The 23,836-nt window shown below is 59.0% G+C and carries 20 protein-coding genes; 9 read left to right on the forward strand and 11 right to left on the reverse strand.

What is annotated here, in order from left to right:
• Nucleotides 1-4: 4 nt before the first annotated feature.
• The 4 genes from murC to ftsZ all read left to right on the forward strand — a co-directional run bounded on the left by murC (nt 5) and on the right by ftsZ (nt 5,307).
• Nucleotides 5-1,447, forward strand: coding sequence for a UDP-N-acetylmuramate--L-alanine ligase (murC, locus tag GGU46_RS07905; RefSeq protein WP_262890932.1), 1,443 nt, complete (start codon nt 5-7; stop codon nt 1,445-1,447).
• Complete coding sequence (locus GGU46_RS07910; RefSeq protein WP_246398850.1) at nt 1,431-2,195, forward strand: cell division protein FtsQ/DivIB; 765 nt, start codon at nt 1,431-1,433, stop codon at nt 2,193-2,195. Before murC ends, GGU46_RS07910 begins: the two co-directional genes overlap by 17 nt.
• A gap of 84 nt (nt 2,196-2,279) precedes the next feature.
• Nucleotides 2,280-3,686 (forward strand): cell division protein FtsA, encoded by a 1,407-nt coding sequence (gene ftsA, locus GGU46_RS07915; protein WP_183403006.1) that lies wholly within the window; start codon nt 2,280-2,282, stop codon nt 3,684-3,686.
• Nucleotides 3,687-3,801: 115 nt separating this feature from the next.
• On the forward strand, nt 3,802-5,307 hold the full coding sequence (gene ftsZ, locus GGU46_RS07920) for a cell division protein FtsZ (RefSeq protein WP_183403007.1): 1,506 nt from the start codon (nt 3,802-3,804) through the stop codon (nt 5,305-5,307).
• A 302-nt stretch (nt 5,308-5,609) separates the two neighbouring features.
• On the opposite strand, the gene GGU46_RS07925 is transcribed toward ftsZ, so the two are convergent.
• The 6 genes from GGU46_RS07925 to GGU46_RS07950 form a co-directional block, all read right to left on the reverse strand.
• Complete coding sequence (locus GGU46_RS07925; RefSeq protein ID WP_183403008.1) at nt 5,610-6,719, reverse strand: acyltransferase family protein; 1,110 nt, start codon at nt 6,717-6,719, stop codon at nt 5,610-5,612.
• A 56-nt stretch (nt 6,720-6,775) separates the two neighbouring features.
• Nucleotides 6,776-7,912 (reverse strand): cytochrome-c peroxidase, encoded by a 1,137-nt coding sequence (locus GGU46_RS07930; protein WP_183403009.1) that lies wholly within the window; start codon nt 7,910-7,912, stop codon nt 6,776-6,778.
• A 144-nt stretch (nt 7,913-8,056) separates the two neighbouring features.
• Nucleotides 8,057-8,584 (reverse strand): NADPH-dependent FMN reductase, encoded by a 528-nt coding sequence (locus GGU46_RS07935; RefSeq protein WP_183403010.1) that lies wholly within the window; start codon nt 8,582-8,584, stop codon nt 8,057-8,059.
• 136 nt (nt 8,585-8,720) lie between these two features.
• Nucleotides 8,721-9,476 carry a succinate dehydrogenase/fumarate reductase iron-sulfur subunit gene (locus GGU46_RS07940; RefSeq protein ID WP_183403478.1) on the reverse strand — a complete coding sequence of 252 codons (756 nt, stop codon included), beginning with the start codon at nt 9,474-9,476 and terminating at the stop codon, nt 8,721-8,723.
• Between the two features lie 125 nt (nt 9,477-9,601).
• A complete protein-coding gene (locus tag GGU46_RS07945) occupies nt 9,602-11,536 on the reverse strand; it encodes a fumarate reductase/succinate dehydrogenase flavoprotein subunit (protein WP_183403011.1) in 1,935 nt (644 codons plus the stop codon).
• 19 nt (nt 11,537-11,555) lie between these two features.
• Complete coding sequence (locus tag GGU46_RS07950; protein ID WP_183403012.1) at nt 11,556-12,230, reverse strand: succinate dehydrogenase cytochrome b subunit; 675 nt, start codon at nt 12,228-12,230, stop codon at nt 11,556-11,558.
• Between the two features lie 234 nt (nt 12,231-12,464).
• Between GGU46_RS07950 and GGU46_RS07955 the strand changes: the two genes are divergently transcribed.
• The 3 genes from GGU46_RS07955 to fabD all read left to right on the forward strand — a co-directional run bounded on the left by GGU46_RS07955 (nt 12,465) and on the right by fabD (nt 16,756).
• Nucleotides 12,465-15,356, forward strand: a complete 2,892-nt coding sequence (locus GGU46_RS07955) for a T9SS type B sorting domain-containing protein (protein WP_183403013.1) — start codon at nt 12,465-12,467, stop codon at nt 15,354-15,356.
• Between the two features lie 78 nt (nt 15,357-15,434).
• Nucleotides 15,435-15,755 carry a hypothetical protein gene (locus GGU46_RS07960; protein ID WP_183403014.1) on the forward strand — a complete coding sequence of 107 codons (321 nt, stop codon included), beginning with the start codon at nt 15,435-15,437 and terminating at the stop codon, nt 15,753-15,755.
• 113 nt (nt 15,756-15,868) lie between these two features.
• A complete protein-coding gene (gene fabD / locus GGU46_RS07965) occupies nt 15,869-16,756 on the forward strand; it encodes an ACP S-malonyltransferase (RefSeq protein WP_183403015.1) in 888 nt (295 codons plus the stop codon).
• Between the two features lie 85 nt (nt 16,757-16,841).
• Here fabD and folK read toward each other — a convergent pair whose 3' ends face one another.
• Both folK and GGU46_RS07975 read right to left on the reverse strand, forming a co-directional pair.
• A complete protein-coding gene (gene folK, locus GGU46_RS07970; protein WP_183403016.1) occupies nt 16,842-17,324 on the reverse strand; it encodes a 2-amino-4-hydroxy-6-hydroxymethyldihydropteridine diphosphokinase in 483 nt (160 codons plus the stop codon).
• A gap of 4 nt (nt 17,325-17,328) precedes the next feature.
• Entirely contained in the window at nt 17,329-18,201 is an 873-nt protein-coding gene (locus GGU46_RS07975; RefSeq protein ID WP_183403017.1) for an alpha/beta hydrolase family protein, read from the reverse strand.
• Between the two features lie 370 nt (nt 18,202-18,571).
• Between GGU46_RS07975 and GGU46_RS07980 the strand changes: the two genes are divergently transcribed.
• On the forward strand, nt 18,572-19,552 hold the full coding sequence (locus GGU46_RS07980) for a polyprenyl synthetase family protein (protein WP_139923639.1): 981 nt from the start codon (nt 18,572-18,574) through the stop codon (nt 19,550-19,552).
• Nucleotides 19,553-19,664: 112 nt separating this feature from the next.
• Here the strand turns inward: GGU46_RS07980 and GGU46_RS07985 are convergent, their stop codons facing one another.
• Nucleotides 19,665-19,973: a hypothetical protein gene (locus tag GGU46_RS07985; protein ID WP_139923637.1), complete on the reverse strand. Its 309-nt coding sequence runs from the start codon at nt 19,971-19,973 to the stop codon at nt 19,665-19,667.
• A 171-nt stretch (nt 19,974-20,144) separates the two neighbouring features.
• Here GGU46_RS07985 and GGU46_RS07990 point away from each other — a divergent pair, with 171 nt between their 5' ends.
• Nucleotides 20,145-21,548, forward strand: coding sequence for a cytochrome P450 (locus tag GGU46_RS07990; RefSeq protein WP_139923636.1), 1,404 nt, complete (start codon nt 20,145-20,147; stop codon nt 21,546-21,548).
• Nucleotides 21,549-21,735: 187 nt separating this feature from the next.
• On the opposite strand, the gene GGU46_RS07995 is transcribed toward GGU46_RS07990, so the two are convergent.
• Together GGU46_RS07995 and GGU46_RS08000 are read right to left on the reverse strand one after the other, a co-directional pair.
• Nucleotides 21,736-22,863, reverse strand: a complete 1,128-nt coding sequence (locus GGU46_RS07995; protein WP_139923634.1) for an MBL fold metallo-hydrolase — start codon at nt 22,861-22,863, stop codon at nt 21,736-21,738.
• Between the two features lie 348 nt (nt 22,864-23,211).
• Complete coding sequence (locus GGU46_RS08000) at nt 23,212-23,703, reverse strand: hypothetical protein (protein WP_183403018.1); 492 nt, start codon at nt 23,701-23,703, stop codon at nt 23,212-23,214.
• Nucleotides 23,704-23,836: the final 133 nt, after the last annotated feature.

Below are 23,836 nucleotides of genomic sequence, written 5' to 3' on the forward strand. Positions count from 1 at the left end.
GACCTTGAACCCTGTTGCGGCTTTTCCTCACGTATTCTTCCTGGGCATCGGCGGCATCGGCATGTCGGCGCTGGCCCGCTGGTTCCAGGCCAACGGCCACTCCGTTAGTGGCTACGACAAAACGCCTACCCCCCTAACGGAAGCTCTGAGCGCCGAAGGTATAGCCGTGCACTACGAGGACGCGGTAGCCAACATTCCGGTTGAGGTGCGCCAGAACTCCGCCCAAACGTTGGTCGTCCTGACCCCGGCCATCCCCCAGGACCACCAGGAGTGGGCTTGGCTGCGGGAGCAGGGCTACGATATCCGCAAGCGCAGCCAGGTGCTGGGTCTGCTCACCCAGGGCCGCCCGACCATTGCCGTGGCCGGCACCCACGGCAAAACTACCACCAGCAGCATGGTGGCCCACCTGCTACACCACGCCGGCGTACCCAGCGCGGCCTTCCTGGGGGGCATTGCCGTCAACCTCGGCTCGAACCTGCTGCTACCCCCTGCTTCGGCCCCAACCGCCACTACGCCAGTAGTTGTGGAGGCGGATGAGTACGACCGGAGCTTTCTGACCTTATTTCCTACGGTGGCCATCGTCACAAGCACCGACGCCGACCACCTCGACATTTACGGCCACAAAGAAGCTCTGGTGGAGTCGTTCCGGCAGTTTGTGGGGCAGATTCAGCCCGGCGGCACCCTCATCATCAACCACACGGCCGACCCCAGCGTGGCAGCCGCCGCGCCGGCCGGGGTGCAGGTGATCCGCTATGGCCTCTCGCCGGAGCAGGGCCCGGAACTGTACGCCGACCACATTACGGCCGAAGGCCACCGGTTCCGCTTTAACCTGCACGGCCCGCAAGGTTCGGTGGAAGAGCTTGAACTGGCCGTGCCGGGCTACCACAATGTCGAGAATATGCTGGCCGCCGCCTGCGTGGCGCAGCTCCATGGCCTCTCGGCGGCGCAGCTGCAGTCGGCTGTGGCTGCCTACCGGGGCGTAAAACGGCGCTTCGAATTTATTCTCACGGCCGGTACGCCCGGCAAGCCCAAGGTGTACGTGGATGATTACGCCCACCACCCACGCGAAATTGAGGCGTTTCTCCGTTCTCTGCGGGCGCTGTACCCGGGCCGGCAGCTGCGGGTAGTGTTCCAGCCCCATCTGTTCAGCCGCACCCGCGACTTCGCGCCGGGATTCGCTGAGAGCCTGAGCCTTGCCGATGAGGTAGTGCTGCTGGATATCTACCCGGCGCGGGAGCTGCCCATGCCCGGCGTAACGTCGGAATTAATTTTATCCCAAATAACCGCCCCCGTAAAATCTCTCCAGACAAAAGAAGAAATTTTGCGGAATGCCGAAACCAATCCGAATTTTGACGTATTAGCCACCGTCGGGGCCGGAGATATTGACCAGTTGGTGCCTAGATTAAGGAATATTTTGAATCTTCGCTGGAATGGAGCTGAAGCGTAAAGCCAATAACCTACTGTTTGCTACGGGCTGCCTGGTGCTGCTAATTGCGCTGGGTACCTTTGCAGCCGTGCGCCAGGCTACCCGGCCGGTAAACGGGGTTATTGTGTCCATCAGCAACGAGTTCAATAACTTCTTTATCAGTGAGCGGGAGGTGACCAGCCTGCTGACCCGCCACGGGGAAGACCGCCTGGAAGGTGCTTCCCCCGCCGACGTGGATCTGAAGGATCTGGAGGCCCGTCTTAAGGCCCACAGCTTTGTGAAGGAAGCGCAAGTGTACCGCGACCTGGCCGGCAACCTGCACGCCGACGTGCGCCAGAACCGCCCCATTGCCCGCCTGGTGCACAGCGATACCCGTCGGGACAGCTACCTTGATGCCGACGGCCGCCGACTGCCCTTGTCGCCGCTGTTTACGGCCCGGGTAGTGCCCATTTCCCGGCTCGGAGGACAACCCCTGTCGGCCAGCTTTTTCCAGGACAGCACCGGCCGGCGCTACCTGGAGTTTTTGCGCTACATCGATGAAAAGCCTTTCTGGCGCGCCCAGGTAGCAGAAGTATTCGTTGAACCTAACGGCAAGCTCTCTTTTACCCAGCAAGTAGGCGACCAACGTATTGAATTTGGCTTTCCTGAGAATATTTCGGAAAAATTTGCGAAACTGATGGTATTTTACCGTCAAATTCCCCCTGTTCTCGGCTGGGATACCTACCATCGGGTCAACGTCGAGTTCAAAGACCAGATAATCTGCGAATAAAACTATTGGTTTAAAGCGCTATCTTATAGCGCATTAAGCCGCCTACTTCCTGCAACCAACCGCAACTCTCTCGCCCTCCCTTCCATGCAACACGATAAGATTGTAGTCGGCCTCGACATCGGCACCACCAAAATCTGCGCCCTGGTAGGGCGTAAGAATGAGTTTGGCAAGCTCGAAATTTTGGGCATGGGCAAAGCCGTGTCGGAGGGAGTGGTGCGTGGTATTGTATCCAACATCGACAAAACCGTGGACGCTATCCGGAAAGCCATCCGGCAGGCCGAGGAACAGTCGGGCATCAACATTGGGGTAGTAAACGTGGGCATTGCCGGGCAGCACATCAAAAGCCTGCAGCATAACGGCAGCATCACGCGCACTTCCACGGATAACGAAATCACGCTGGGCGATGTAAACCGCCTCACCAACGATATGTACCGGCTGGTAACCCCGCCCGGCTCCGAAATCATCCACGTAATGCCCCAGGATTACAAGGTGGATTACGAGGAGGGAATTCTGGACCCAGTGGGTATGTCGGGAGTACGCCTGGAGGGCAACTTCCACATCATCACGGCGCAGAGCACGGCCATTAACAACATCAATAAGTGTGTTACCAAAGCCGGGCTGGAAATCGACAACCTGATTCTGGAGCCGCTGGCCTCCAGCATGTCGGTACTCTCGGACGAGGAGAAGGAAGCTGGGGTAGCTCTGATTGACATTGGCGGCGGCACCACCGACCTGGCCATTTTCAAGGACGGTATCATCCGACACGCGGCGGTGCTACCCTTCGGCGGCAACATCATCACTTCCGATATTAAGCAGGGCTGCCTGGTTATGCAAAACCAGGCCGAGCAGCTGAAGGTGAAGTTTGGCAAGGCCATTGCCGAAGAAGCCTCGGAGTACGAAATTGTGAGCATTCCGGGCCTGCGCGACCGGGCACCCAAGGAAATTTCCCTCAAAAACCTGGCGTACATCATCGAAGCCCGGATGGAGGAAATCATTGAGTTGGTGTACGCTGAGATTCAGCGCCTGGGCTTTCATGATAAGCTGGCCGCCGGCATTGTACTGACGGGTGGTGGCTCGCAGCTGCAGAATCTGGTGCAGCTTACGGAGTACGTAACCGGCATGGATACCCGCATTGGCTACCCCAACGAACACTTGGGTAAGAGCAAAATCGAGGCGGTAAAGTCGCCGATGTACGCTACCACTGTGGGGTTGGTGCTGGCCGGCTACCGCTCCATCGATGACCGGGTAGCCCAGCGCAGCTACGAGGAGCCTGAGCAGAATTACTACCGCACGGCTCCGGAGGTGCGGCCTACTCCCGCGCCGGCGCCCCAACCAACCGTGCCCCAGCCGGCGGCTCCCCAGCCCCAGCAGGCCGCACAACCGACGCCCGAGCAACCCAAGAAATCGTCGGGTGCTGGCGACTTTTTTCAGAAGATCATCAGCCGCACCAAAGGGCTGCTGATTGATGACTTCGACGATAAGCAATATTAGGTGATGGGGTCTTAGGAACTTGGGGTCTTGGTTTTGCCTTGGTGGCAACCAAAGTCAGACTGCAAGTACCCACCAGCCAAGACCCCAAGTCCCCACGACCCGAAGACCCCAACTCATGAATTTTACTTTCGATATTCCGGCACAGTCTAGGTCCATCATTAAGGTGATTGGCGTGGGGGGCGGCGGCTCCAACGCCGTTAACCACATGTTCAGCCAAGGCATCAAGGATGTAGAATTTGTCATCTGCAACACCGACAAGCAGGCGCTGGCGTCTTCCACCGTGCCTAACCGCCTGCAGATTGGGGCCGACTTAACCGAGGGCCTTGGGGCCGGTGCCAACCCCGAGCGGGGAAAGCAGGCGGCCATCGAGAGCCGCGAGCAAATTCGGGAGCTACTTAGTAACGGCACCAAAATGGTGTTTATCACGGCCGGGATGGGCGGTGGCACCGGTACCGGCGCGGCCCCGGTTATTGCCAAAGTAGCCAAGGAGCTAGGCATCCTGACGGTTGGCATCGTGACGGCACCCTTCATGTTTGAAGGCAAGAAAAAGCGTCAGCAGGCGGAGCACGGCATCAAGGAGCTGAGCGACAACTGCGACACGGTGCTGGTAATTCTCAACGATAAGCTGCGCGAGATTTACGGCAACCTGCCCATCCGCTCGGCCTTCGCCAAAGCCGATAACGTGCTGAGCACTGCCGCCAAATCTATTGCCGAAATCATTACGGTTACCGCCGACGTGAACGTGGACTTTGAAGACGTGAAAACCGTCATGAAGGACTCCGGGGCGGCCGTAATGGGTAGCAGCATCACGGAAGGCGAGAACCGGGCCCAGCGCGCTGCCGAAGAGGCTCTGGCCTCGCCGCTGCTTAACAACACCGACATTCACGGGGCGCAGAAAATCCTGCTCAGCATTATGTCGGGCGACCAGGCCGAGCTGGAAATGGATGAGCTCACCGAAATTACGGAGTACATCCAGGACAAGGCGGGCCAGAATGCCGAAGTTATTTTCGGGCACGGCATTGATCCTACCTTGGGCCAGAGCATTCGGGTAACGGTTATTGCCACCGGCTTCGCCCGCGACGCGCACAACATCACCAATGTGGTAGCACGTAGCAGTGAGCCCGAAAACACTACGGTCACAACCCAACCCGACCCGCAGATCAACATCTTTGATAAGGATCGGCAGGAAGCGCCCGTGGTGCCTACCTTTGGTACCCAAGTGCCGGCAGCCCCGGAGGCCCAGCCAGTGAAGTACGATCTGGAGGCTTCTCCTGCCCCGGCCGCTTACGTGCCCCCGGCGGTTTCGGCTCCCTCCGCGCCGGCACCGGAGCCTGTGTTGTATCAGCAGCAGACAACTCAGCCGGCTGTAACTCACCATACACTCCCGCGGCCTTCCCTGGATGCGCGGGCCGAGGAGCGCCGCCAACGTCTGCAAGCCCTGAGCAACGGCCTCACCAACGACGCCATCAAGGACCAGCTGGAAACGCCGGCCTATTTGCGGCGGCAGGTGAAGCTGGAAAACGTGGTACCCTCCTCAGAGCAGAACATCAGCCGTTTTAACCTCTCTGACGACAACGAACTGCTGGGCGACAACCGCTTCCTGCACGACAACGTGGACTAACACCCCACCAACCTGGCGCTGAAAAAATACTTTCCAGCCAGATAAAACACGCGCGCAGCTTTTTCCTGGTTAGGACGAAGCTGCGCGTGTTTTTTTTAGGGCCTGGATGTTAGAGAATCGGCCGGCAATGTAACGGAATCAGTGGGGATAAGCGCTGGAGCGGCTAGTTCCCGATCGGGGTTGAGCATGCGACCGTGTTTGGCCTGGGGCGTGAGCGTGCAGGCCGTAGCCAGCACCGCGCAACAAAGAAAGCCAGCTAGGCGAAAATGTAGCATAGGAAGGAAAGGTAGGGGTACAGGTTCTTAAACACTGCGAACTGTCGCAACAGCAGGCCGTAACCACCGGTTAAGCGGCTCCTCGATGACGTAGTGCAATCCAATGGCCAGCAGATTAAGCACGATGAACAACAACCCATTGTGTGGGGTCAGATGCAGCGCCAGCCAGTCGCGTACGGAACCCAGGTGAATCAGATAAAAGGCGTAGGAGCTTTTGCCGAGAATCTGGAAAATGCGGGTAGAAAGCAGGTACCGTAGCCAGGTAGGCTCAGTGAGTAAGCCCGCAAAAAGCATAATAATTCCGCCAGGCAGTACTACATTGTTAAGAGCTACGCCAAAAGCATGCTCCTGCCCGTACGTATAGCCTCCTTTGGTCCAGACCATACCGCTGAGGGCCGCTATTATCAGGCCACTACCCAGCAGGGTCAGAAAAGCGGGTTGCTGGTAGCGGCGCAGCCGTCCCTGCTGGTACCACCTGGCCAGCTGCATGCCGGCGTAAAACTCAAAGCCCCTGCCGAATATAGAGAACAGGAGCATAAGCCGAAAGGAGCCCAGGAAGCCATACGTGTGGGCGCCCACCGGACTTAGCATTAACACCAGCAAAAGGCCTACCCCCAGCAAGGCGAATGGCTGAACCCACAACGGCACGCGGCGGCGCAGCAGCCAGAAGGCTATGGGCGCCAGCAGATAAAAGCTTTCCTCCACCGTTAAGGTCCAGGCCTGCGCAATGCCGGCGTATTTGGCATCAGAGAAGAAGGCCTGCGTAAGCGTAAGACTAAAGAAGAAATGATGCGGCAGAAAGTGGTTGGCCCGCCAGAAAGCATAGTAAGTAGCCAGGCAAAGCAAAAAGTATAGCGGATAAATGCGCGCGAGACGCCGGCCCATATAACGCCGCCACGGCACCGGTTGCTGCCCATAGCGGAGCGTGATCAGAAAGCCGCTCAGAACAAAGAAAACCGGAACACCGATGTGAAATTCCAAGACCCAGGCGTGTAGCCGGGGCCACTCGGGGTTATGGCGAAACGGGTTGAAGTGATGCAAAAACACCAGGTAGGCGGCCAGCGCCCTTACCCCGGTAAAAGCAGGCAGATAGATTCGGGAAGCAGCCGGAGTAGAAAGAGTAGCAGAAGTGGCCACGTAGCAAAAGCGAATACACGCCAAACCTACTGCTTTCCGGCGTACTGAAAGTGACGCTAGGGTTTGAATGGATCAGAAAACCGCTGATCCGTAATGAACGTGGAGTCAGTCAGGGTTTTCAAGAAAGCAATCAGCTGGGCTTTCTCCGTACGGGTAAGATCCAGGCGGGTACCGCCCGGGGTGTTGGACAGCAGCATATTCGGATCTATTCCCGGACTGTTAAGCTGAACGTGCTCATTGTAGTGGTCCAGCACTTGCTCCAGCGTCTGGAAGCGACCATCGTGCATGTACGGGGCCGTCAGGGCGATATTGCGAAGGGTAGGAGCCCGGAATTTGCCCCGGTCGGCGCTTTGGCCAGTCACACCGGCGCGGCCTACATCGGCGAAGGCTACATCCAAGCCATTATTAAAGAAGTCTGGGGAGCTGAACAAGCCATCCTCGCTGGTGTGGCAGTGATGACAGGTAGCGCCCCTGATAAACAGGCCGCTCACTTCGCTGGGATGATTGATAAACAAGCCGGCCCCGGCCCGCTCCGCTGCCGTCAGGGAGGCTTCCTTGCGCAGATACTTATCGTAGCGGGAGTTGGCCGAAATCAGGGTACGCTCGAACTGGGCCAGCGCCTTCAATACCATGGTTTCGCTGATAGTGGAGCTACCGAAGGCTTTCTGGAACAGGGGCGGGTAGAGGTCAGTTTGCTGCAGTTTCCGCACGCCATCGGCCAGCGACTGGTGCATCTCCAAGGGATTTTCGATGGGCAGCCGGGCCTGCTGTTCCAAGCTGGTAGCGGCGCCATCCCAGTTCAGAGTCTTTTCCCACAGGACATTAGCCAGCGACATGGTGCCGCGTGGGTGCGGCTGACCTGCTACCCCCACGGCGCGCGCCAACCCATCCGTGAAGGCTTTGCTTTGTTGGTGGCAGCTGCCGCAGGATTGAGTTCCGGTCCGGGAAAGCCGAACCTCATAAAACAGCTTCCGACCCAACTCCACGCCCTCCACGGTAAGCGGATTGTCGCTGGGTATACCTACTTTCTGTGGCAGATTAGTCGGTAAAATCAGCGTGTAGGGGGTAGCAGAGGTAGGGTTTTCGTCGGTTTCCTCCGTGCCGGTGGGGCTGCAGGCTACCAGCAGGCTACCGAGCAGTACTAGGGTAGGCGCCAGCCACTGCGGAAAGCGGATGCCGGTAAAAGAAACCATAAGCAGCGTTGCGTAAGCAGATACTTCAAGATAGCACTTTCAGCTCGAACGTAGGCCCGGCACTGGCAGGTTCCGCTTCATGGCCCGGCTGTAGAAACATTCACGAAGGCTTGGTTGCAGCCGAGTAGCGTTTTGTACCATAGGCTAGAAGGCCAGTAACGCTTCAGCCTGTTCTTGCAGCAGCTGCTGATAGAGGGGCTCCGTAATCAGGCCCTCGGCGGTCAGAAACTTATCAATGAAAGGCAGGCGCACCCGTTGGGGCAAAACGGCGGTGCCCAGGTACATGAGCACGTCGGTGAGGTGATTAAGGGGCAGAATACCTCCCTGGCTGCCGCTGCTTAAGCCCACCAGCGCGGCTTTCTTTCCGCGAATACCACCGGGGTAGGGCAGCCCGTCAATAAACGCCTTCAATACCCCGGGAAAGGAGCAGTTATACTCCGGCACCACAAAAACCAGCTTTTCCGCACTCTCAGCCAAGGCCGCCAGGCGGTTAAATTCGTCGTGGCGGCCGGTGTTGCCGTACAGGGCGGAGGTTGTAAAATCCAGAGGAAGCTCCGTTAGGTCCAGCAGTTGGGAGGAGGCTCCTTGCCGCGCCAGCAACTGAGCATAAAAGTCGGCTACGCGCCGGGCGCGTGAATTGGGCCGGTTGGTACCGGCAATAATGGTTATCATCAAAGAAAAGATAAATGATGAAGCAGCCGCGCCGACAACTTTACCGGGCGCGGCATAGTGGGTCGAAAAAGCAACAAAAAAGCGAAACGGATTTCCGTTTCGCTTTTCTGGAGTCCTGTTGAGATAACCAGAAACCTTACGCCAGGTTATTCGAAGTAGCTTTAGCCGACAGGAATTCGCGGTTCAGGATGGCAATATTTTCCAGCGAAATGCCAACCGGGCACTCCGCCGCGCAGGAGCCAATGTTGGTGCAGGCCCCAAAACCTTCCTTGTCCATCTGGGCTACCATGTTTTCTACCCGCGACTTGCGCTCTACGTGGCCCTGGGGCAGTAGCGCCAGCTGCGACACCTTGGCCGACACGAACAGCATGGCCGAAGCATTTTTGCAGGATGCTACGCAAGCGCCACAGGCAATGCAGGTAGCCGCTTCAAATGCCCGATCGGCAATGTCCTTGGGAATCGGAATTTCGTTGGCATCGGGGGTGCCACCGGTGTTTACCGAGATGTAGCCGCCCGCCTGAATAATCCGGTCGAAGGCCGAGCGGTCCACGCTCAGGTCTTTATTGACGGGAAAAGCATTGGCACGCCAGGGTTCAATGGTGATAGTATCTCCATCGTTGAACTTGCGCATGTGCAGCTGGCAGGTAGTTGTGCCCGGCTCGGGGCCGTGAGCCCGGCCGTTGATGAACAGGTTGCACGAGCCACAGATACCTTCGCGGCAGTCGTGGTCAAAGGCAACCGGCTCTTCGCCCTGGCGCAGCAAATCTTCGTTTAGTACGTCCAGCATTTCCAGGAATGACATATCGGGCGAAATGTCTTTTACCTGGTAATCCACGATACCGCCTTGCGCGTTGCGGTTTTTCTGCCGCCACACTTTCAGCGTGAGGTTCATGGGTTTGGCATTGGGGTTACTTCCAGCCATTTTATTTCAAGAGTATTGAGTAGTTAGTAGAAGGTAGTGAGCGGGTGAAGCGGAGGGCAGGGGTAGGAAAAATGCTACCCCTGCCTTCGGGCTCACTACTTATAGCTGCGTTGGGTGAGCTTCACGTTCTCGAAACGCAAATCTTCCTTGTGAAGTGCCGAAGCCCGGTTATCACCGGTGTATTCCCAGGCCGCTACATACGTAAAGTTCTCATCGTCGCGCAGGGCTTCGCCTTCGGGCGTCTGGTATTCCTCGCGGAAGTGGCCGCCGCAGCTTTCATTGCGGTGGTAAGCATCGTCCACCATCAGCTCACCCAGCTCGAGGAAGTCGGCGACGCGGCCGGCTTTTTCCAGAGCCTGGTTCATTTCGGCCTCGGTTCCTACCAGTTTCAAGTCGCTCCAGAACTCCCGGCGCAGCTTCTGAATCTCGGCTTTAGCGTATTGCAGACCCTCGGCCGTGCGGGCCATGCCGCAGTATTCCCACATAAGGTGTCCCAGCGCTTTATGGAAATCATCGGGGGTGCGGGTGCCGTTGATGCTCATGAGCTTCTGGACGCGGGCGCGCACTTCGGCTTCGGCCTCCTTGAAGGCGGGGTGCTCGGTGGTAACCGGCTTGGGCGGCGTCTGGGCCAGGTAGTCCCCAATGGTGTAGGGAATCACGAAGTAGCCGTCGGCCAGACCCTGCATCAGGGCCGAGGCCCCCAGGCGGTTAGCGCCGTGGTCAGAGAAGTTACACTCGCCGGTAGCGTACAGGCCGGGTACCGTGGTTTGCAGGTTGTAATCTACCCAGAGGCCACCCATGGTGTAGTGTACAGCCGGGTAAATGCGCATGGGCTGCTCGTAGGGATTCTCGCCGGTAATCTTGGCGTACATGTCGAACAGGTTGCCGTACTTCTGGCTTACCCAGTCGGCACCGTTACGCTTGATGGCATCAGCGAAGTCGAGATATACGGCCAGGCCCGAGCTGCCTACCCCTCGTCCTTCGTCGCACATCATTTTGGCGTTGCGCGAAGCTACGTCGCGCGGTACCAGGTTACCGAAAGCGGGGTACTTGCGCTCCAGGAAGTAGTCCCGGTCTTCTTCCCGAATATCACCCACCCGGATTTCGCCTTTACGCAGGCGCTCGGCTGTTTCCTTGGAAGCGGGCACCCATACGCGGCCATCGTTCCGCAGCGACTCCGACATCAGCGTCAGCTTCGACTGGTAGTCACCGGATACGGGAATGCAGGTAGGGTGAATCTGAGTAAAGCAGGGGTTAGCGAAGTAAGCTCCCTTTTTGTGCGCCCGCCAGGCGGCCGTGGCGTTGCTGTACTTGGCGTTGGTGCTCAGGTAGAACACGTTGCCATAGCCGCCGGTAGCCAGTACCACGGCGTGGGCCGCGTGCTGCTCAATTTCGCCGGTAATCAGGTTGCGGGTAATGATGCCCCGGGCCTGCCCATCCACGATAACCACATCCAGCATTTCGGTGCGGGTGTAGAGCTTCACCTTGCCATAGGCTACCTGGCGCGAAAGAGCCGAGTAAGCGCCCAACAGCAGCTGCTGGCCGGTTTGGCCACGGGCGTAGAACGTGCGGCTTACCTGCGCGCCCCCGAAGGAGCGGTTGGCCAGCAGTCCGCCGTACTCGCGGGCGAAGGGCACACCCTGGGCCACGCACTGGTCGATGATGTTGACCGATACCTGGGCCAGACGGTACACGTTGGCTTCGCGGGCGCGGTAGTCACCCCCTTTAATCGTATCGTAGAACAGGCGGTACACCGAGTCACCGTCGTTCTGGTAGTTTTTAGCGGCATTGATACCCCCTTGCGCGGCAATGGAGTGCGCCCGGCGCGGGGAATCGTGGTAGGTAAAGGCCTTTACGTTGTAGCCCAGCTCCGCCAAAGAGGCGGCGGCCGAAGCCCCGGCCAGGCCGGTGCCCACCACAATAACGTCGTATTTCCGCTTGTTGGCGGGGTTTACGAGTTTAACGTTGAATTTATGCTTGTCCCACTTTTCGGCCAACGGGCCTTCGGGAATTTTGGAATCCGGAAACATCGGCAGTCGAGTTTAGGACTTATTTGAAAAAGTAGAAGTAGATCGGCATGGCGGCGAAGGCGGCGCACACAACAATCGAGAAGCCGTAACCGATAAACTTGATGGCCGGCGTGTACTTGCGGTGGGTCAGGCCCAGCGTCTGGAAGGCGCTGCTGAAGCCGTGCAGCAAGTGGTAAAGCAGGGCTACCTGGCCCACCACGTAAAGCAGTACATACAGCGGATCTTTGAAGGCCGCAAGTACCAGGGCGTAAGCATCTTCGTTGCCATTGGCGTCGCGCGGTACATCAGTAAAGCGCAGGGAGCCGAAGAAGTTGTAGAGGTGCACAATCAGGAAGAACAGCACGATGCTGCCCAGCAGGGCCATGCTGCGCGAGTGCCAGGAGCTGTTCTGCTCAATATGGTCCACCACGTAGCGCTGATTGCCCCGGGCGGCGCGGTTTTTAGCGGCCAGGGCCAGGCCCTCGTAGATGTGGAAGCCAAAGCCCAGCACCAGCACAATTTCCATGGTGCGGATCAGGGGATTATGGCCCATAAACTCGGAGTAGGCATTAAAGGCCGCTCCATTATCGGCGTTGAATAACTGCAGGTTCCCGACCAGGTGAACCACCAGGAAGGTGCAGAGAAACAGGCCCGTAACGGCCATGATAATCTTACGGCCGATGCTACTGGAAAAGGTTTTTGTAATCCAACTCATAGAGAGCTACTGAAGGGGTGTGGGTAGGTCAGTTGTAACGGTCAAAGGTAGGCGCCAACCTAGTAGGAAACAATCTGAATAAGGCTTTCACGTTACAGTGAATCTATAGCTGCCGGGCTTCGTTAGTACCTTGCGGTAACTACTTAACCTAAATGCAAGGGCTTTTGTTAGGTTCTAGCTAGGTTTTTGCTGAACTTCCCTGCCTTCCTTTCCGCCTATCAATACCCTGACTCTATGAATCTTCCGCTACTGAACCGCCCGCTGCGGCTTTGGCTGGCCGGGCTCCTATTGCTAGTAGCCTGGCTAGGGACACCCTCTGCGTCCTACGCCACCCACCTGCGGGCCGGCGACATCCAGGCCAAGACGGACACTACCCTGCCCGCCGAGAACCGCAACCCCCGCCGAATCTTCTTCAAGATGATTCTCTATACCAGCGTTACTACCACCGGCGGGCAGTTAGCAGCGGATGAGCCCACTGTAACCATATTTTACGGTGATAACACCAACTCGGGGGAGGGGGGCATTCCCCGGGTCAAGAGGACGTTGGTTGCCCCCAATGTCTATCGGAACGTGTACTACTTCGAGCACACGTACAATGCCCCCGGGAACTATCTGGTTAGCTACCTGAGTGTAAACCGGGTAGCCGGGGTGCAAAATCTGACTAACTCGGTGAATGAGTCGTTCTATATCTCGACGCGCATCATTCTCGACCCTATTCTAAAGGAAAACAGCTCGCCGGCCCTACTGGCTCCGGCCATTGACCAAGCCAGCCGTCGGCAGGTGTTTCTGCACAACCCGGCCGCGTACGACGCGGATGGCGACTCACTGGTTTTCCTGCGGCGGGAAAGTCAGCAGGCGGGCAACCCTAGCACGCTGGTAAGCAACGGCTCTAACCCCCGGCCCACCACCGTTTCGGGCTTCCGCTTCCCCGATGATGGGTTTTTCCGGGCCATTCAGGTACCCTATATAGGCCCGCCCGTGGGGGTGCCGAATGACCCGGCCATCTACCGGCAGGACATCAATACCGGGCAGATTGTGTGGAACTCGCCGGAGGTAGTGGGCGAGTACAACGTGGCTATGGTGGTGCAGGAATGGCGCCGCATTCCGGGGGCTCCGCCGCGCCTGATGGGCGAGGTAATCCGGGATATGCAGATTACGGTAACCCCGAGCAACAACCTGCGCCCTACCCTGGTAGTGCCGCCCGATTTGTGCGTGGTAGCCGGCACGCCTATTCCGCCCATTGTCGTGACGGCCACCGACCCGGAAAATAACCGCATCCTGCTGGAAGCTTACGGCGGCATGATTCCGCCGGCTACGTTCGTGCAAAACTCGCAGGGGCCGCCTACCGCCCGCGGTACGTTTAACTGGACGCCTTCCTGCTCCGATATTCGCTCTGACCCGCACCAAGTGCTGTTCAAAGCCACCGACCAACCGGCTGCTGGACTCACGCCCTTAATTGACGAGCGGCCGCTGCGCATCACCGTAGTGGGGCCGCCGCCCCAGAACCTGCGGGTAACCCCCGTGGGCAATACCGCCCGCCTCGACTGGGACAACTACCTGTGCCAGAACCCCGGCGCCGAGATTCGGGTGTACCGGCGTGAAAACGAAAGTGGCTGGACCCCGGGCCCTTGTGAAACGGGTATTCCGGCCTCGCGGGGCTACACCCGGATTGGGACCATCAACGTGGGTAGCCGCACTTTCCTCGATGACAACAACGGCCGCGGGCTGGAGCGGGGCAAAAATTACTGCTACCGCATTTACGTGGAGTTTGCCCGCCCCGCCGGGGGCGCCAGCATTGCCTCCAACGAAGCCTGCGTGAAAGTAACCGGCCGCTCGGCCCGCCTGACCCACGTGACCGTGGACCGCACCAGCACCACCAACGGGCAGATTACGGTGCGCTGGAACAAACCCGCGCCGACGGCAGCATTCAACGCGCCGGCGGGCTATTTCCTGTACCGGGCGGTTGGGCAAAACCCGGCGGCCGGCAGCTACACCCGAATCGACCGGGAGTTTGGCCTGAATGATACTACCTGGGTAGATGGCGGCCTGAACACCACCGAAAATGCGTATTCGTACCGCTTGGTATTCTTCCGGGCGGCTACCGCCAACCCCTCCGATACTACCCGCATTCGGGAACGGCCGGCCCCGGCTTCCAGCGTGCGCATTGAAGCAACCCCGAATCCGCTGACCAACAGCATCGGGCTTACCTGGACCTACAACGTACCCTGGGACAACTCGCAACGGCCTACCACCATCTACCGGCGCCTGCAGAACGGTACGTTTGCGCCGGTTGGGAAGGTAACCGGCACCGCCCCGGGCGGCACATTCACCGACCGGGGCACTACGGCCCGGCCCCTGGTGAAAGGCGAAACCTATTGCTACTACGTGAAAACGAACGGCACCTACGACATCTCCCTGCCGGATTCATTGATTAACCTGAGCCAGGAACAATGCGTGTCGCTGCTACCCATTCCGTGCACGCCTATCCTGACGCTCAAGCCCACGAATTGTGACAGTCTGGCCAGTCGCCTCTTCGACCTGCCAGCTACCACGCCCGCCAGCGGGGAAATCTATAACAACTACCTGAGTTGGACGCTGAGCAATGAGCCTACCGCTGATTGCAGCCGCGACATTGTTACCTACATTATTTACTACGCTCCCAACGACACGGAGCCGCTGAAAGAACTGGACCGGGTGCCCGGTACCCAAACCACCTACGTGCACCAGGGCCTGCGCAGTGCCGCCGGCTGCTACGCGGTGCAGGCCGTGGATGCCAACCGGGCCGTGAGTGCACTCAGCAACAAGGAGTGCAAAGACAACTGCCTGCTGTTTTTGCTGCCCAACATCTTCACCCCGAACGGCGACGGCCGCAACGACACTTTCCGGCCCAAAGTGTTCAGCCCGATTGAGCGGACCGTGGTGAAAATCTACAACCGTTGGGGCACGAAGGTGTACGAAAGTGACCGGGATCCGCTTATCAACTGGAGCGGGGGTAGCACCGGACCTGAATCCGGCTCCGGAACCCGCGTTTCGGAAGGCATGTACTTCTACCAGGCCGAGGTAGAGTTCAAGGACGCCAACCGCACCAAGCGTACGTTCAAAGGCTGGGTGCAGATTAACCGCTAAATCCGCCGCATACAAAAAGACCGGCCGAGCTCCAGCGCTCGGCCGGTCTTTTTATATGCGCTGTACTTTCTTTGATCTATGAACCGACTCATTCCTCTTCTGGTAGTGCTGTCCATGACTGCCTGCACCTCCACTAATTCAGCTTCTACCACGGAGCCCACTAGCGCTACCAGTGCCGCGGCCACCACTGAAGCCCAGGCCGTTGCTTTGGCCAGCCGCTACTTTCGCGCCCAGCCCGATTCGGCTGTGTATCAGCTGCAAACCCTGACGGTGGTGGATGCTGGTACCAGTTGGCAGGTACTGGTCAAGCGTTCCGACAGGGTAGGAGTGAAGCCCGATAACGCGGCCGTGAACGTAGATAAGCAGACCGGCCAGGTTAGTCGGGTATTGGTAAAGTAGCGCAGCACCAGCTTTGGGCTTTCCGGCCGATTTGTGCAGCTTGCGCCCTTATCTTTTCCACCCTTGCGCAGCCCTCCGCCGAAAGGCAGTTCGGCTGCCGTATTTCTGAACTGATGAAAGCAGTAATTTTTCCCGGGCAGGGCAGCCAGTTCAGCGGCATGGGCCGCGACCTGTACGAGCAGCACCCCGCGGCCAAGCGCCTGATGGACCAGGCCAACGAAATCCTGGGCTTTTCCCTCACCGACGTGATGTTCAGCGGCTCCGACGAAGACCTGCGCCGCACCGACGTAACCCAGCCCGCCATCTTCCTGCATTCCGTGGCCCTGGCTGCCGTGCTGCCCGATCTGAACCCAGCTATGGTGGCGGGTCATTCGCTGGGCGAGTTTTCGGCGCTGGTAGCCGCCAAGGTGCTCAAGTTTGAAGACGCCCTGCGCCTAGTGGCCCAGCGCGCTCAGGCCATGCAGGCCGCCTGCCAGGAGCAGCCCGGCACCATGGCCGCCATCCTCGGCCTCGACGACGATACCACGGCCCGCATCTGCCAGGAAATCAGCGCGGGCGGCAACGTGGTGGTGGCTGCCAACTATAACTGCCCCGGCCAATTGGTCGTGTCGGGTTCCCAGCGCGGCATTGAGCTAGCCTGCGAGCAGCTGAAAGCGGCCGGTGCCAAGCGCGCCCTACCCCTGCCGGTGGGCGGAGCCTTCCACTCGCCCCTGATGCAGTCGGCGGAAGCAGCCCTGGCCCAGGCCATTGCCGGCACTACTTTCTCGGCCGGCATTTGCCCCGTGTACCAGAACGTGGACGCCGCCCCCCACACCGACCCCGACGAAATCCGGGAAAACCTGGTGCGTCAGCTCACCGCTCCCGTCCGCTGGACCCAGAGCGTGCAGCGCATGGTAGCCGATGGCGCCACCGAGTTTGTAGAGTGCGGCCCCGGCAAAGTGCTGCAAGGCCTAGTGAAGAAAATTGCCCCGGAAGCAGCGGCGAGTTCGGCAGCGGTGTAGGTTGAATTCACTACAGAAATGAAAGCCCGTTAGTTATGCTAGCGGGCTTTTTTATTAGATACTACCTCTACTGGTTTAAATAACGCTAATCTACTCGCTTCACTTCCAACATATCTGCACACTCCACCAATAATTCCGCTACCGGCTTTTCCAACCCTGGATGCACAACATTAGCTGCAATTTCAGCGAGTGGTACCAACGCAAAACGGCGCTCCGGCAGGCGCGGGTGAGGCAGGGTGAGGCGCTCCGTGTTGAGAACAAGGTCATCATAGAGCAGAATGTCCACGTCGAGGGTGCGGGCGCCCCAACGAACCAGCCGCTCCCGCCCAGCGCGCTGCTCGGTGGCCTGGCATATTTCCAGCAGTTGGAGGGGTAGGAGAGTGGTCTGCAGACAGACGGCCTGATTCAGAAAAGCCGGCTGGTCTTCGAGGCCCCAGGCGGCGGTTTCGTAGAGCGCCGAGGCGGCTACCACGTTGCCGGCGGTAGCATTCAAGTAGTCTATAGCCTCGCGCAGAATCGTGGTTCGGTCGCCGAGGTTGGAGCCGAGGAGGAGGTAGGCGGTGGGCATAGGGCTACAGAACGCGGCCCAGAAACTCCATCGTCACTTCTGCGGCGGTCAGGGCCTGAGTGGGTAGCTCCGGATTTGGCCACGGGTGGCTACCCCCAAAGTTGTGCGTAACCCCCGGCAGGATGGCCAGCTCGGCATCAGGCTTCCAGGTTTTGAGCTCGTGGGCGCGTTGCACAGGCACGGTTTCGTCCTGGTCGCCGTGCAGCACCAGGAGGGGCTGCCGGAGCTTGCGGCGCACGTTGTGCGGAATATCCAGGCGCAGCCGGTTCTGGTGGTAGTCCTCCACGATCTGGAAGTAAAGCGGGAGTTGCTGTTTGGTGCGGCTGTTTTCCACGTAGTACACGCCCTGCTGCTGCCAGTGCTGCATGAGCTCCTCGGTCCAGCCGGGGTTCACGTTGTTGATGGCGGCCCAGCTCACCACGGCCTTCACGCGGGTGTCTTCGGCGGCCTTCAGCAGCACCAGCCCGCCGCCCCGGCTGTGGCCGATGAGGGCCAGGCGCGCCAGGTCCAGCTCGGCGCGGGGCAGCTGGGTTTCGTCGGCCTGGTGGAGGTAGTCGAGCAGAGTACCGATGTCGTTCAGCTCCAGGGAGAAGTTGTTGCGGCCAAAGGCTTCCAGGTCCTCCAGGTCGCCGGTGCCATTTACTACCACGCCATTATGCGAGAGGTTGAGCTTCACGAACACTACCCCCTGGCGGGCAAACCACTCGGCCAATACATTGAAATGGCCCCAGTCTTTGAACCCCTTAAACCCGTGCACGAACACCACCACCGGCTTAGGCTGGCCGGTGGGCACGTAGCGCACATCGGCGGCGAAAGGGCGCGCATGATGGAGGCTGGTGAGCGACAAATCAAGGCGGATAGGCTGAGAATGGGTCATAGAGGCGAAGGTAAGCGGTGAAATGGGATATGGCGAACCAGGCCAATTTGGCGCTCTGGCTGCGCTAACGGCATAATCTCGGCCGCCTCTCCCGAAGCCCTACCCCTCCGAATGCCACAAACCCATTCTGCCGGTCCTTGTTATGTCCTGAGCCGACGGTGGTATTCGTTAGTTGTTTATTGCCTAGTCCGCTGCTACTCCTATACCCGTTCCGACGCGCTTGGAAGGCGTTGTTATTTTCAGGCTGGTTGCAGTAAGAGGAAGCAGAGAGTCGGCCTTCACCCTGGTTTACGGGGCCTTTCCCTCGCCAGCTCACCCACTCATGATTTCACCTTTTTCCCCGTATCATTGCAGCGCTCAACCCACCCGCATGACCGTAACGCTGGACCAGATACAGGCGCCCATCGCCGCCGAGATGGAGGAGTTCGAAAAGAAATTCCGCCAGTCCATGCAAACGCGGCAGCTCCTGCTCGATAAAATCATGGGGTACATTGTGAAGCGCAAGGGCAAGCAGATCCGGCCCATGTTTGTGTTCTTCACGGCTAAAATCAGCGGCGGCGACCCGCTGCCGGAAGCCTCGTTCCGGGGCGCGGCCCTGATTGAGCTGCTGCACACGGCCACCCTGGTGCACGACGACGTAGTGGACGAATCGAACTACCGGCGCGGGTTCTTCTCCATCAATGCCCTCTGGAAAAACAAGATTGCCGTGCTCGTGGGCGACTACCTGCTGAGCAAAGGCCTGCTCCTGAGCCTGGAAAACAACGACTACGAGCTGCTCAAAATCGTGAGCAACGCGGTAAAGGAGCTGAGCGAAGGCGAACTGCTGCAGATTGAAAAAGCCCGCCGCCTCGACATTACCGAGGACGTGTACTTCGACATCATCCGGCAGAAAACAGCTTCCCTGATTGCTTCCTGCTGCGCGGTAGGGGCGGCTTCAGCCGGGGCCGATGCGAAAACTATTGAGCGCGCCCGCCTTTTCGGCGAAAAGGTGGGTATGGCCTTCCAGATCAAGGACGACCTGTTCGATTACGGCACGGCCGAAATCGGGAAGCCGCTGGGCATTGATATCAAGGAGAAGAAGATGACCCTACCCCTCATCTACGCCCTTCAGCAGGCCGACTGGCTAACCAAGCGCCGCGTCATTTATAACGTGAAAAACAACGACGGCCGCAAGGACCGGGTGCAGCAGGTGATTGAGTACGTGAAAACCTCCGGGGGCCTGGAGTACGCCATTAAAGTGATGGAACGCTACCGCGACGAAGCTCTGGAAATCCTGCGCACTTTCCCGGCTTCGGCCTCGCGCACTTCCCTGGAGCAGCTCATTAACTATACTATCGAGCGGGAGAAGTAAGCCGTACATCATTCAGGAATTTACTTAACACGAAAAAGGCTCGCCGAATGGCGAGCCTTTTTCGTGTTGAAGCATCAGGTAACCGGAGTTACTTCAGCTGCTTATAAGTGGCTTAGTGTTCAGGCTCGGCAATCTGGTAGGAAACGCTGTCCGGCGCTACTTCCGATACCTCAAAATGTACCCCATCAAAGGTGCTTTTCACGGTGATTTCGTGGGTCATGTCGCAGCCGGGGCACTTAATTTCTTCCGTTTCAAACTGGCCGTCGTCTTCCATGGAGTTGGCCAGATGGTCGGGGGCGGGCACGCCGATCAGGTCGGTAAACACTTCGGTGTGGCACTCGTTGCATTCGAATTTGAGGCCTACGGTACGGCCTTGCAGTTCATCGAGCGGGGCGGGGGTATTTTTCTGTTGAATCCACATAAGGAGCCGAGAGTTTGGTTGTTGGAGAAAGTTCGGGAGGCCACAGGGGCTAGTAGGCTGTACGCGCGAACGGTGGCTTGGGGTTGTGCTAAGGGGTAGGAGAGTGCAGCTCGCCGGCCCGGTGGCCTCGTTTTTGTTTTATCTTGGAAAGCATTACTGCGCTATTTCCGTATGCCTACCCCCTTGTTACCTGCTATAGAGGCGCCGACGGCGCCTTTTCCGTGGGTGCCCCGCTGGCGCACCCTGCTTACCTCGCTGGCCATGGCCCGCGACCCTATCGGCAACCTTAACCGCGCCCACGCTGCCCACGGCGACACGGTGGGGCTGCACCTGGGCGGCATCCGGCCGTGCTACGTCACCCGCGACCCGGCCCTGGTACAGCATATTCTCCGTCAACACCACCGCCGCTACCTCAAGTCGGACCTCACGCACGGCCTGATCCGCTACATCGGGCGGGGGCTACTCACCAACGAGGGGCCCGACTGGCTACGGCAGCGCCGCCTGATTCAGCCGGCCTTCCACCGCCAGCGCCTGGCCGGCCTTACCCGTCTGATGCAAGCCGCCGCCGAGGAGTGGACCCAGGAGCTGCAAGCCCGCACGGCCACCGGTCCGGCCCTGGTCGATATTCATGAGGCCATGACGCGGGTAGCGTTCCGGATTATTGCGCAGGCCACCTTTGGCACCAGCATGAGCGACGCGGAGCGCGACCGGCTGTCGGATATCCTGACCCAGATTCAGGCTTTTTACGTGCGCACCATCCGGCAGCCCTACCTCCGGCCCTGGCTGCAAGGCACCGGCAGCTACCGCCGCCACGAGGCCCTGAGCCGAGAGCTACGCGAGCTGGTCCGGACCTACATCCGCAAGCGTCAGCGGGCCGGTACCAGCCCCGCCACTCCTCATAACGACCTGCTGCAAATGCTGCTGGATGTGCGCTACGAGGACACTGGCGAGCCTATGATGGAAGAACAGCTGGTAGATGAAGCCAACATCCTGTTACTGGCCGGCCACGAAACCTCAGCCAACGCCTTAAGCTGGCTGTTTTATTTGTTGGCTGAGCACCCCGAGGCCGCTGCCCAGATTCGGCAGGAGCGGGCGGCAGCTGGCCTGGCCCATCGGGCCCCGGAGTTCGAGGAGCTAGCCCGCCTGCCATACTCCATGCAAGTGATTCAGGAAACCATGCGGCTCTACCCCCCGGCCTGGATTCTGGACCGCGTAGCTTTGGAAGACGATGAGTTTCAGGGGCACCCGTTTCCGAAGGGCACGCTCTTTTCACTTTACATTTACGGGCTGCACCGCCACCCTACGCTGTGGCCCGCCCCCAATGCGTTTCGGCCTGAGCGGTTTGCTCCGGGTGCCCAGCCGCCGGTGCCGGCCTACGCCTACCTGCCTTTCGGGGGCGGACCGCGTCTGTGCATCGGCAACCACTTTGCCCTGGCTGAAATTCAGTTGGTACTGCTGGAAACGCTCCGGCACTTCACCGTCGCGCCCATCACGAAGGAGGAGGTAGTACCCGTGCCCTTGGTAACGTTGCGGCCCCAGGAAGGAGTAGTGCTGCAGTTTGAGCGGCTAGCGTAGCCGAAATAGCTGTCATCCGGAGTGCAGCGAAGGACCTTGTCACGCTAGAACAAATCGTTATTACGACTCGTGCTGACGTGATAAGGTCCTTCGCTACACTCCGGATGACAGCTATTTTTCACTTAATCCTCACTGCAGGCCAGATTCTGCTTTCTGCTTAATTCGTCTAATGCTCATCAGAACACCCCTACTGCCACCACTTCGTTTGCGGAAGTGGGCCGGCACCGAGCGTAATAGTTTGGCCCAGCAGGGGAGTTGTCATAGGTAAATTGAGGCGAGCAGCGGCGGCCGAAGCCCGTTGCACTGGTTCGTTCCAGGCATGATGGGCCTCCGTGAAAGCGCCCCAATGCACGGGTAACAGCAGCCTGGCTTGCACATCCAGGGCGGCCTGCACGCTCTGCTCAGGCAGCATATGAATCTGAGCCCATTGCGCGTCGTACTGTCCGCATTCCATCAGGGCCAGGTCGAAGGGGCCGTGCTGTTGGCCGATGGTTTGGAAGTGCGGTCCGTAGCCCCCGTCGCCGCTATAGAATACGCGCTTTGTAGCCGATTTTATCACCCAAGAGCTCCAGGAAGTGGAGTTGCGGTTGGTGAGACCCCGGCCGGAAAAGTGCCGGGCCGGCGTGCTGGTGATGCTCAGGCCGCCGGGCAGCTGCACCGAGTCGTTCCAATCCAGCTCCCGTATCCGCTCCGGCGCCACGCCCCAGGCCCGCAGGTGGGCTCCTACCCCCAGTGGCACGAAGAAGTGGGTAGTTTTGTCTTTGAGCCGCAGAATGGTCTGGTAATCAAGATGGTCGTAGTGGTCGTGGGAAATGAGCACGGCATCAATAGGCGGCAGCTGCTCGGCGGTAATGGCTACCTGCGGATTGTAGCGCTGGGGCGTAATCCAGGAAATAGGGCCCATCTTCACGCTCAGCATGGGGTCAAGCAGAATGTTCTTCCCGGCTATTTCTACCAGGCTGGCCGAGTGCCCAAACCAGGTTACGCGTAGCACTTCCGGCGTTTTTTGCGTGATGCTCACGGAGTCCAGGGGCTGCATGGGCAGCGGTCCGGCGGGTTTGTCGTTGGGGGTTTTGCTGAACAAGAAGCGCCAGAGCGAGCCAACCGTGCTGCCCCCCGTCATGAGGGTGGTAGGCACTAGATTCTGAAATTCCCCATCCTGGTAGTGCCCCGATTTCGCGTAGGCTGCCCGCTCGGCCTTGGTGGGCTTGCCCCCAAACTCGGGGCTGAGGTTGGCAAAGGCTACGCCTATTACCAGCAGAACTAGCAGAAGGCTGACCGTGAGGCGGCCCAGGAAGCGGAGAGGTTTGCGCATGCGAGTGGGGTAGGAGGTAAGCCCGTAGTCGATTATATACGGGAAATACTTTACTGCATCCGGCAAAAGGCCACAATGCTTTGCCAGTGAGCCCCTGACCACAGGAACATTGCAATAAAAGACGTGTCATGTCGAGCTTGTCGAGACATCTCACGTGCTGACGTTGGAATAGTAATCCAACGATTCGAGCGAGATGTCTCGCGGGGCTCGACATGACACGTCCTATTGTGTAGCAAATGTGTTTCTACCGTTTACCCGCCCTACCCCCGCCTCCACGCAAAACCGCCCTGCCCGAGCGAACGGACAGAGCGGCTTGAACAGGTTACGGCCTAAGCAGGGGGTAGGAAATTAGCTGCGGCCCCCGAAGCCGCGGCGGTCAGTACCTTGGTGGTCCTGCTGCCGGTCGCGGCGGTTGCTCATTTGGCGCATGCGCTCCTGGCGTTTGGCTTCCAGTTGGGCATATTGCTTTTTCGAGAGGGCGTCTTTGAGCTGCTTATCGGTGTTTTCGCGGATGCGCTTGAACTCGCTCATCTGCTGGCCCCGGTCCTGGCCCGAACGGCCACGCAGGGCTTGCATCTGCTGCTGTTGATCCTGGAAAATCTTCTCGATTTTCGACTTCTGCTTTTTGCTCAGGTCCAGTTCTTTGGCCAGTTCATCGGTGCGGCGTTGGCGCTCCTGGGCACTGAACTGGCCCCGGCGGTCGTGGTCCTGGCGGCGGTTGTGGCGCTGTTCGCGGCCCTGGCGGCCATCATCCTGGCGCAGGTCGGTGGCAAAGCTAGTGCTTACAATGGAAGAAGATAAACCAAGAAGAAGGGCGAGGCTGAAGAGTTGCTTTTTCATGATAGTGAAAAGGTTGAAGGCTGAAATGAGGGTAGCGTCCGGGGCGCTACGTTCTGCCAGTCTTCATTCAAACCCAGTGCCTTATTCCGGGGCGTTTGCCCAACTATCCAGCACTACCCCTGAAACATCGACC

Source organism: Hymenobacter latericoloratus (genome assembly GCF_014199535.1).
GTDB classification, from domain to species: Bacteria; Bacteroidota; Bacteroidia; order Cytophagales; family Hymenobacteraceae; genus Hymenobacter; species Hymenobacter latericoloratus.

Excerpts from the sequence above, each read along its gene's own strand:
- GGU46_RS07910 (WP_246398850.1), top strand. The coding sequence starts at position 1,431 with ATGGAGCTGAAGCGTAAAGCCAATAACCTACTGTTTGCTACGGGCTGC.
- ftsA (WP_183403006.1), top strand. The coding sequence starts at position 2,280 with ATGCAACACGATAAGATTGTAGTCGGCCTCGACATCGGCACCACCAAA.
- ftsZ (WP_183403007.1), top strand. The coding sequence starts at position 3,802 with ATGAATTTTACTTTCGATATTCCGGCACAGTCTAGGTCCATCATTAAG.
- GGU46_RS07930 (WP_183403009.1), bottom strand. The coding sequence starts at position 7,912 with ATGGTTTCTTTTACCGGCATCCGCTTTCCGCAGTGGCTGGCGCCTACC.
- GGU46_RS07935 (WP_183403010.1), bottom strand. The coding sequence starts at position 8,584 with ATGATAACCATTATTGCCGGTACCAACCGGCCCAATTCACGCGCCCGG.
- GGU46_RS07940 (WP_183403478.1), bottom strand. The coding sequence starts at position 9,476 with ATGAACCTCACGCTGAAAGTGTGGCGGCAGAAAAACCGCAACGCGCAA.
- GGU46_RS07945 (WP_183403011.1), bottom strand. The coding sequence starts at position 11,536 with ATGTTTCCGGATTCCAAAATTCCCGAAGGCCCGTTGGCCGAAAAGTGG.
- GGU46_RS07950 (WP_183403012.1), bottom strand. The coding sequence starts at position 12,230 with ATGAGTTGGATTACAAAAACCTTTTCCAGTAGCATCGGCCGTAAGATT.
- GGU46_RS07955 (WP_183403013.1), top strand. The coding sequence starts at position 12,465 with ATGAATCTTCCGCTACTGAACCGCCCGCTGCGGCTTTGGCTGGCCGGG.
- GGU46_RS07960 (WP_183403014.1), top strand. The coding sequence starts at position 15,435 with ATGAACCGACTCATTCCTCTTCTGGTAGTGCTGTCCATGACTGCCTGC.
- fabD (WP_183403015.1), top strand. The coding sequence starts at position 15,869 with ATGAAAGCAGTAATTTTTCCCGGGCAGGGCAGCCAGTTCAGCGGCATG.
- folK (WP_183403016.1), bottom strand. The coding sequence starts at position 17,324 with ATGCCCACCGCCTACCTCCTCCTCGGCTCCAACCTCGGCGACCGAACC.
- GGU46_RS07975 (WP_183403017.1), bottom strand. The coding sequence starts at position 18,201 with ATGACCCATTCTCAGCCTATCCGCCTTGATTTGTCGCTCACCAGCCTC.
- GGU46_RS07980 (WP_139923639.1), top strand. The coding sequence starts at position 18,572 with ATGACCGTAACGCTGGACCAGATACAGGCGCCCATCGCCGCCGAGATG.
- GGU46_RS07985 (WP_139923637.1), bottom strand. The coding sequence starts at position 19,973 with ATGTGGATTCAACAGAAAAATACCCCCGCCCCGCTCGATGAACTGCAA.
- GGU46_RS07990 (WP_139923636.1), top strand. The coding sequence starts at position 20,145 with ATGCCTACCCCCTTGTTACCTGCTATAGAGGCGCCGACGGCGCCTTTT.
- GGU46_RS07995 (WP_139923634.1), bottom strand. The coding sequence starts at position 22,863 with ATGCGCAAACCTCTCCGCTTCCTGGGCCGCCTCACGGTCAGCCTTCTG.
- GGU46_RS08000 (WP_183403018.1), bottom strand. The coding sequence starts at position 23,703 with ATGAAAAAGCAACTCTTCAGCCTCGCCCTTCTTCTTGGTTTATCTTCT.